Source organism: Nocardia farcinica, assembly GCF_029867845.1.
In the GTDB taxonomy this organism is placed as follows: Bacteria; Actinomycetota; Actinomycetes; order Mycobacteriales; family Mycobacteriaceae; genus Nocardia; species Nocardia farcinica_A.
In genome coordinates this window covers 1-8,444 of record NZ_JARWRU010001213.1, presented here as the reverse complement: position 1 = coordinate 8,444, position 8,444 = coordinate 1, and the positions used below count along the sequence as shown (strand labels likewise).

The window sequence follows — 8,444 nt, the reverse complement described above, 5'->3', positions numbered from 1 at the left end:
AGGCACTGGACTCGCGCAGGCTCGCCGAGTGCGGACCGCCGCCGGAGCCGCTGTCGCCGGTGGACATGCCCGCCGACGCGGCGGCCGAGCCGGGCTGGCGCTGCGGCAGACCGCCGGGACCCGCCGCCGGGGCCGCCGGGGCGCTCGGCGTGGGTGTGCTCGGCGTGCTCGGCGCGGAATCGGTGCGGATCGGGCCGCTGACACCCGGGTCGACGGTGACGACCATGTTGCCCGCCGAGGTGCGGGTGACCGCGCGAGTCTGCATGGCCGCGGGCTGGTTCGGGTTCGGCTGGGCCGGGGCGATCTGCACACCCTGGCCCGAGCTGCCCTTGACCGGCACGATCAGGCCGACCGGCACGTGCACGGTGACGGTGACGCCCGGGTCGCGGGCGGTGTCGAAGGTCGGGCGCAGCCGGACGGTGAGACCGTGCCGTTCGGCGAGCCGGCCGACCACGAACAGGCCCATGTGGCGGGCGGTCTCCGGGCCGGGCTCGGCGGTCTGCTCGAGCTTGCGGTTGATCTCGGCCATCTCCGCGGGCGGCATGCCGATGCCGCGGTCGGCGACCTCGATCAGCAGGCCCTGGTCGTGCGCCTGCGCGAAGGTGAACTTGACATCGGTCTCCGGCGGCGAGGCGCGCAGCGCGTTGTCGAGCAGCTCGGCGAACAGGTGCGCCAGGTCGGAGGCGGCCGGTTCCTTGAGCGCGCCACGCGGGGTGGCGCCGAGCTTCACGCGCTCGTAGTCCTCGACCTCGGAGATGGCCGCGCGCAGCACGTCGGCGATCTCGACCGGGGCGGACTTGGCGCGGCGCTGCTTGGTGCCCGCCAGGATCAGCAGGTTGTCGCCGTTGCGGCGCATTCGGGCGGCGAGATGGTCCAGCCGGAACAGGTTCTCCAGCAGGCGCGGGTCCTTCTCGTCGTACTCCATCGCCTCGATGAGGGTGAGCTGATGGTCGACGAGCGACTTGGAGCGCCTTGCCAGGGTCTCGAACATGTCGTTGACCTGCGAACGCATCTGCGCCTGGTCGCTGGCCAGACGCAGCGCCTGGCCGTGGATGTCGTCGATGGCGCGGGCCAGCTGGCCGATCTCCTCGTCGGAGCGGATCGGCATCGGCTCGAGCGGCACGTCCTCCGGGGACGCGCCGGTGCGCAGCTGGGCGACCTCGTGCGGCAGATCGCTCTCCGCCACGCGCAGGGCGGCCAGGCGCAGCCGGTGCAGCGGCACGATCATCGACCGCGCCACGAACACCGCGAGCAGCAGCGCCGCCAGGATGGTCGCGAGCACGACCGCGGTGTAGGTCCAGGCCTCCCGGTTGGCGCGGCCGGACAGGTCGGCCATGGCGGCGTCGAGGTCGTCGGTCGCCTTGGCGATGACCCGCTCGTAGACGTCGACGCTGGTGGTCAGCGAGGTCTTGAACTCGCCGAGCGGGATCTTGCCCGCCTGCGCCTCCGGCCCCTCGATCAGCGCGATGCGGGTGTCGACGCCCGCGCGCAGATCCTGGATGGCGGTGTCGCCCTCGGGGAAGCGGTGCGCGAGCACGTTGAGCAGGTGGCGCTCGGCCTCGGAGGCCGCGACGAAGGCCTGCACGCCCGCCTTGAAGTCGTGCAACACGATGTTGAACGCGGCGAGCTCGGAGACCAGGGTCGCGCGGGTGTTGAGCGAGTCGACCAGGCGCAGCTTGGCCGCGTCCACCGCCGGGTCGCTCACCTGCGAGACGGTGGCCTCGACGATGCTCACGTTCTCGTTGCGGATCTTGTCGATGCCGCCGAGCGCCTCGTCGGCGTCGGCGGCGGCCTTGCCCCTGGCCAGGATGGCCCTGGACTCGGTGATCATGGTCTGCAGCGAGTCCTGCGACTCGGGGCGGCCGTCGAACTTGCCGACCGCGTCCTCCGCGGTCGCGATCGCCTGGTCGAGCTCGGTGAGGTCTTGATCGGTCACCACGGAGGCGCCGGGGATCAGCGACACCATCTGCGAGCCCGCGACCGTGGCGGCCGCGGCGCTCAGGCCGGTGACGGCCGGAATGACCTCGATGTTGCCCGAGACGTTCTCCAAGCGGTTGGCTTCGCCGAACTCCGAAGTAATCCTCGACACTCCGAGACCGACCGCGACGGCCAGCGGCACGGCGAGAACCGCCGTAACCTTCCAGCGCAGGTCCCAATTGCCGAGCGCCCAGCGCTTCTTGCCGGACCTTGCGGCGTCACGCATCTCCCACTCACTTTCCAAACTGGCCCCATCCACGCGCCATCAGCGAACCTCCATCTGGCTCGACAGGTGGAGCTGGCCGAGAACTGCGGCTGGCCGAGAAATTGCGTCTATGACGGCCGAAATAAGTGACATCAGATTCTAACGGATCAATAACAGCTTGGGCGACATCAGGTAGCGCCATGGGACTTGACCTGCCCGTTCCGGGCATAACCAGAGGTCGCGGCGCCCTCCCGGACGTCGCGTGAAGTCTGCCACAATCATTCGGATCTATCGAGGCGGGCATCGAAGCGAGGGCTAGGGAGTCACCGGAGTTGAACGAACAGCGCGAGTACCGGCCGGTCTACCAGACCAGTCTGGTCGACCCGGCCGGTTTCTGGGCCGACGCGGCCCAGGCCGTCGACTGGGACGTCCCGCCCACCCAGATCGTCGATCCCGGGCTCAAGCCGGTGGCCAGGTGGTTCACCGACGCCAGGCTCAACACCTGTTTCAACGCCCTCGACCGGCACCTGCCCGAGCGCGCCGACCAGCCCGCGCTGATCTACGACTCGGCGATGACCCACGCCAAGCGCACCTACACCTACGCCGAACTGGTGGAGGAGGTCGCCACCTTCGCCGGGGCCATGCGCGAGCTGGGCGTGCGCCAGGGCGACCGGGTCGTGGTCTATCTGCCGATGATCCCCGAGGCCGTGATCGCCATGCTGGCCTGCGCGCGCATCGGCGCGGTGCACTCGGTGGTCTTCGGCGGTTTCGCCGCGCCCGAACTGGCCGCCCGCATCGACGACGCCGAACCTGTGCTCGTTCTCACGGCGGCCGGCGGCCTCGAGCCCAACCGGCGCATCGCCTACCCGCCCATCGTGCGCAGGGCGCTGGAGCTGGCCGAGACCGACACCGTGCGCCACGTGCTGGTCAAGCGTCGCTCCCCGCACTTCGCGCCGGACGAGGACGACTACCGCCGCCCCGGCGACACGGTGCGCTGGCTGGACTGGGACGACACCGTCGCCGAGGCGCCGAAGGCCGATCCGGTGCCGGTCGCCGCGACCGACCCGCTGTACATCCTCTACACCTCGGGCACCACCGGGAAACCCAAGGGCGTGGTGCGCGACAACGGCGGGCACGCGGTGGCCATGATCTGGTCGATGCGCAACATCTACGACATCGGCGCCGGCGAGGTGATGTGGGCCGCTTCCGACGTCGGCTGGGTGGTCGGCCACTCCTACATCGTGTACGCGCCGCTGCTGGCCGGGGCCACCACGCTGCTCTACGAGGGCAAGCCGGTGGGCACCCCGGACGCGGGCGCGTTCTGGCGCATCGTCGAGGAGTACGACGTCCGGGTGCTGTTCACCGCACCCACGGCGCTGCGGGCCATCCGCAAGGCCGACCCGGAGGCCAAGCTGGCGCACAGCCACGACCTGTCGTCGATGCGGGCGCTGTTCTGCGCGGGCGAGCGGCTCGACCCGGCCACCTTCGAATGGGCGACGCACACCCTGCTGGCGCGGCGGCCCGACTGCCCGGTGGTCGACCACTGGTGGCAGACCGAGACCGGCTGGCCGATCTGCGCCAACCCGCTGGGCCTGCAACAGCTGCCGATCAAGGCGGGCTCGTCCTCGGTGCCCGTGCCCGGTTTCCGGCTGCGGGTGCTGGACGCGGTGGGCAATCCGGTGGCCCCAGGCGTGGAGGGCAACATCGTGATCGGCCTGCCCATGCCGCCGGGCACGCTGTCGGGGCTGTGGCGCGACGACGACCGTTTCATCCGCTCCTACACCTCCGCCTTCCCCGGCCACTACGCCACCGGCGACGCGGGCTACTTCGACGAGGACGGCTATCTCTACGTCCTCGGCCGCAGCGACGACGTGATCAACATGGCCGGTCACCGGCTGTCCGCGGGCAGCATGGAGGCGGCCGTCGCCGGTCATCCGGCGGTCGCCGAGTGCGCGGTCATCGGCCTGCCCGACGAGCTGAAGGGCCAGCGCCCGATCGCCTACGTGGTGCTCAAGGAGGGCGTCGACATCGATCCCACCGACCTGCGCGCGGAATTGATCACCCGGGTGCGCGAGCAGGTGGGCACCATCGCGACGCTCTCGGACGCGGTGGTCGTGGCCGGGCTGCCCAAGACCCGCTCCGGCAAGATCCTGCGCAAGACGATCCGCCAGATCAGCGCGGGCGAGCAGGTCGAGGTGCCCTCCACCATCGAGGACCCGGCGGTGCTGGCCGCGCTGGAGGACCAGATCCTGACCAGCAGGGCCGATGCCGCCGCGCGGGCGGCGCGGGCCGCGGCGAGCAACGGCGGCGCGCCCGCCGGAGAGGACCCACAGCCGAGCGTCTGACGCCTCACACCGAAAAGGTCCATGTCAGAGGCGTTTTCGCGCGCCCGCGGAATGGTTCCTCAGAGATTCCTCATCGAACTCTCACACTCGGGGGTCGTGTGCGCGCCTACCGTCGGGGTAGTCGGACACCGCACACCCCGACAGGATCTGGAGGATCGATCGATGAATCTCGTTCGCACCCGTACCCGTCTCGCCGGCCTGACCGCCGCCGCTGCCGCGGGCGCCGCGGTCTTCCTGGGCCCCTCGGTCGCCGCGGCCGGACCGGCCGAGCTGGCCGAGCCGCTGCTCAGCAGCGACTGCTCGTTCGCCCAGGTCGAGGCGGCACTGCGGGTCGAGGCGCCCGAGCTCGCCCAGTTGCTCGACGCCAACCCGAGCCAGAAGGCCCTGCTCCAGCAGCAGTTCGACCGCCCGGTCGAGGAGCGCCGCGCGGAGTTCCAGCGTCTGCTGGCGGAGAACCCCGAGGCCGCCCAGCGGGCGGAGAACGATCCGAGGGCGGCGCAGCTGAGCCAGGTGCTCGCCCAGGTCGCGGCCACCTGCCAGAACTACTGATCGTCCCGCGATGACGCCTGTCCGGCACAGACCGGCCGTCGGCAGCGCCGTCTCCCCCGCGGAGGCGGCGCTGTCGAACGCCGTCCGGTTCGGGGCCGCGCGCCGCGGGGCCGGGCCGTCCGGTGTCGCTGGGCTGCCCCGGCCGCACGCACCGGGACAATGGTCGGCGTGAACACGGACGACCTGCCCACCGTCCTCGTCGTCGACGACGACGAGGACGTGCTCGTCTCGGTGGAACGGGGCCTGCGGCTGTCCGGTTTCCGGGTGCTGGTGGCCCGTGACGGGGCCGCCGCGCTGCGCAGTGTGAACGAGCACAGTCCCGACGCCGTCGTCCTCGACATGAACATGCCGCTGCTGGACGGGGCCGGGGTGGTGACCGCCCTGCGCGCGTTGGGCAACGACGTGCCGGTGTGCGTGCTCAGCGCCCGTTCCTCGGTCGACGACCGGATCTCCGGCCTGGAGTCCGGCGCCGACGACTACCTGGTGAAACCGTTCGTGCTGGCCGAGCTGGTGGCCAGGATCAAAGCCCTGTTGCGCAGGCGCACCGACAGCGCGCCCACTGCCGCGCCCGGTACCGTCACGGTCGGCCCGCTCGCGGTGGACGTGGCGGGCTATCGCGCGCTGCTGCACGGGCGCGAGGTCGAGTTGACCAAGCGCGAATTCGAACTGCTGTCCACGCTGGCGCGCAATGTGGGCGTGGTGCTGAGCCGGGAGCGGCTGCTCGAGCTGGTGTGGGGCTACGACTTCGCGGCCGACACCAATGTGGTCGACGTGTTCGTCGGCTATCTGCGCCGCAAGCTGGAAGCCGACGGCACCCCGCGCCTGCTGCACACCGTGCGCGGGGTGGGGTTCGTCCTGCGAGCGCCCAAGTGAGTTCGCCCGAAATGCGTTCGCACGGGTCGGATCAGCACGGGGTGGATCGGCACGGGGTGGATCAGCACGGGGTGGATCGGCACAGCCGCGCGCGGCCGCGCCGACGCCGGACGTTCTCGCTGCGCACCAGGGGGGCCGGCGCGGCCGCCGCGGGCGCGGTGATCCTGGTGCTGCTGGTCAGCGCGGTCGCCGTGCGCGCCATCGAGCGCATCAACCTGCAACAGAGCGACCAGCAGCTGGCGGTGGCCTCGCGGCTGGTGCTCATCGACCCGGTGATCGCGGTCGGCGTGCTCGGGCTGACCGGCCTCAACGACGACATGGCGCTGTCGGTGCGCGACGACGGCGAACTGATCGCCAGCAGCCCGGTGCGGCTGCCCGACCTGCCGGTGGGCTCGCGCACCGTGACCGTCGACGGCACCCGCTACCGGGTGCTCACCACCACCGAGAACCAGCCCGCCGGGCGCACCGTCTCGCTGGGCATTCCCGCCGACGAAGCCGCCAGGGTGACCGCCGAACAGCAGCGCAGGGTGCTCGGCGGCGCGGTGCTTGCGGTGGCCGCCGCGGCCGCGCTCGGCTGGCTGTTCGCCGGACGCGCGGTGCGCCCGATCGTCGACCTCACCGAACGGGTCGGCGCGCGAACCGCTTTCGGCGATCCCGCCACGGCGCAGCCGCCGGTCGACGGCTCGGGGGTGCGTGAGGCCGAGCAACTGGCCGAGGCGGTGAACACCATGCTGGCGCGGGTGGACCGGGCCCAGGCCGAGACCGCCGCCGCCCTGGCCACCGCCCGTGACTTCGCCGCCGTCTCCGCCCACGAGCTGCGCACCCCGCTGACCGCCATGCGCACCGATCTGGAGGTGCTGCGCACCCTGGACCTGACCGCCGAGCAGCGCGCGGAGATCCTCGACGATCTGCAGCGCGGCCAGGAACGGGTGGAGGCCACGCTCTCGGCGCTGGAGCGGCTGGCCACCGGCGATCTCACCAAGGACCGCGACCACGTGGACACCGACGTGGGCGAGTTGTGCGATCAGGCCGCCCACGACGCCATGCGCCACTTCCCCGGTCTGACCGTGCGCATCGACACCGACACCGACCTGGTGACCCGCGGCCTGCCCGCCGGACTGCGGCTGGCATTGGACAACGCGCTGGCGAATTCGGTGAAACACGGCGGCGCCACCGAGGCCGCCGTACACGCCCACCGGCGCGGCGACGGCACGATTGTCATCGCCGTCGACGACAACGGCAGCGGATTGCCGATCGACGAACGCGAATTGGTGTTCGAACGATTCCGTCGTGGCAGCAAGGCCGGAAAAGGCGGCTCCGGGCTCGGACTGGCACTGGTCGCGCAGCAGGCCCAATTACACGGCGGGCGCGCCTATTTCACCGACAGCCCGCTCGGCGGCGCGCGACTGGTTCTGGAATTGCCGCAACGGCCCGGCAATTCGGAAATCGCATGACCCGACCGCGCGCGGCGCGCCCCCGCCGTGGACGGTCCCGAATCCGTGACCGGGGCGCTGTTTCGTTTCACGACCCGCGCCCGGCAACGTCACAGAATCCGGCCTCACAGAATCCTCAGAGTTCTCTACGAGGAGGAAGGGAAATCGGTCCATAGAGTCCGGGACATGACAACGATCCGAACCCGATGGGTGATCCCGGTGGCCAGCGTCATGGTCACGGGCACCGCGAGCGCCTGCGCGGCCTCGGGCCCGCCGCCGACCGCCATCGCCCTGGTCGACGCCGACACCGGCCCGACCGGTGCGCGGGTGGCCGACTCGCTGCGCCGCGACGGCGGCGGCTACGACTGGCGGTTCGTCACCGCCGAGGAGGCCGCGGCGGGCACCTACGCCGCGGTCATCACCCTGCCCGGCGACCTGACCGACTCGGTCGGCTCGCTGGCGGGCCCGCGGCCGCGGCGGGCCGAGGTCTCCGTGCTGACCGGCGACAGGGCGGACCGGCAGCTGGTGGACGGAGCCACGACCCTGCTGACCCGCCGGATCAGCGCCACCGGCGTGGACGCCGCCCTGGACGCGGCGGCCCAGGCGCGCACCCGGCTGGGCGGGGTGCGGTTCACCACCCAGCTGCTCGGCGCGAGCGTGGACGCGGCCGCCGCCGGCGCGGCGGAATTCGAGGCAGGCGCCCAGCAGATGATCGACCTGCTCGGCAAGGCCGAGGCCGGGGCCGGGGAGCTGACCGCCTCGGTCGAGGCCCTGGACGCGGCGGTCGCCACCGCCGCCGAGCGCGCCGGGCAGCTCGCCGACACGCTGGACGCCACCGGACTGACCGTGGCCGGGATCGAGGAGTCCGCCCGGACTGTCGGCGCCCGGCTCGACGCCGTCGCGCCCGCGCTGCGCGCCCTGCCCTTCGCCGACGACCCCGCCCTGGCGGGCATCATCGCCGAACTCGACCAGCTGCGCGCCCTGAGCGAGCCGCACGCCGGCCAGCCCGCCGCCCAGGGTGAGCACGCCGATGTCCCGGTGACGGCGGACACCGGCCACGGC

6 protein-coding genes are annotated in these 8,444 nt (G+C 72.0%); 5 read left to right on the top strand and 1 reads right to left on the bottom strand.

Going from position 1 to position 8,444, the window contains the following annotated elements:
- A partial coding sequence (locus QH283_RS26920; protein ID WP_280505736.1) for a sensor histidine kinase occupies positions 1–2,203 on the bottom strand: 2,203 nt, incomplete at its 3' end.
- Between the two features lie 311 nt (positions 2,204–2,514).
- Here QH283_RS26920 and QH283_RS26915 point away from each other — a divergent pair.
- The 5 genes from QH283_RS26915 to QH283_RS26895 form a co-directional block, all read left to right on the top strand.
- On the top strand, positions 2,515–4,527 hold the full coding sequence (locus tag QH283_RS26915) for an AMP-binding protein (protein WP_280505735.1): 2,013 nt from the start codon (positions 2,515–2,517) through the stop codon (positions 4,525–4,527).
- 162 nt (positions 4,528–4,689) lie between these two features.
- On the top strand, positions 4,690–5,076 hold the full coding sequence (locus tag QH283_RS26910) for a hemophore-related protein (protein WP_280505734.1): 387 nt from the start codon (positions 4,690–4,692) through the stop codon (positions 5,074–5,076).
- A gap of 159 nt (positions 5,077–5,235) precedes the next feature.
- Positions 5,236–5,949: a response regulator transcription factor gene (locus QH283_RS26905; protein WP_280505733.1), complete on the top strand. Its 714-nt coding sequence runs from the start codon at positions 5,236–5,238 to the stop codon at positions 5,947–5,949.
- A gap of 71 nt (positions 5,950–6,020) precedes the next feature.
- Positions 6,021–7,403 (top strand): sensor histidine kinase, encoded by a 1,383-nt coding sequence (locus QH283_RS26900; protein ID WP_280505732.1) that lies wholly within the window; start codon positions 6,021–6,023, stop codon positions 7,401–7,403.
- A 165-nt stretch (positions 7,404–7,568) separates the two neighbouring features.
- Positions 7,569–8,444: YhgE/Pip domain-containing protein (locus QH283_RS26895; RefSeq protein WP_280505731.1), on the top strand; the 876-nt coding region annotated here is incomplete at its 3' end.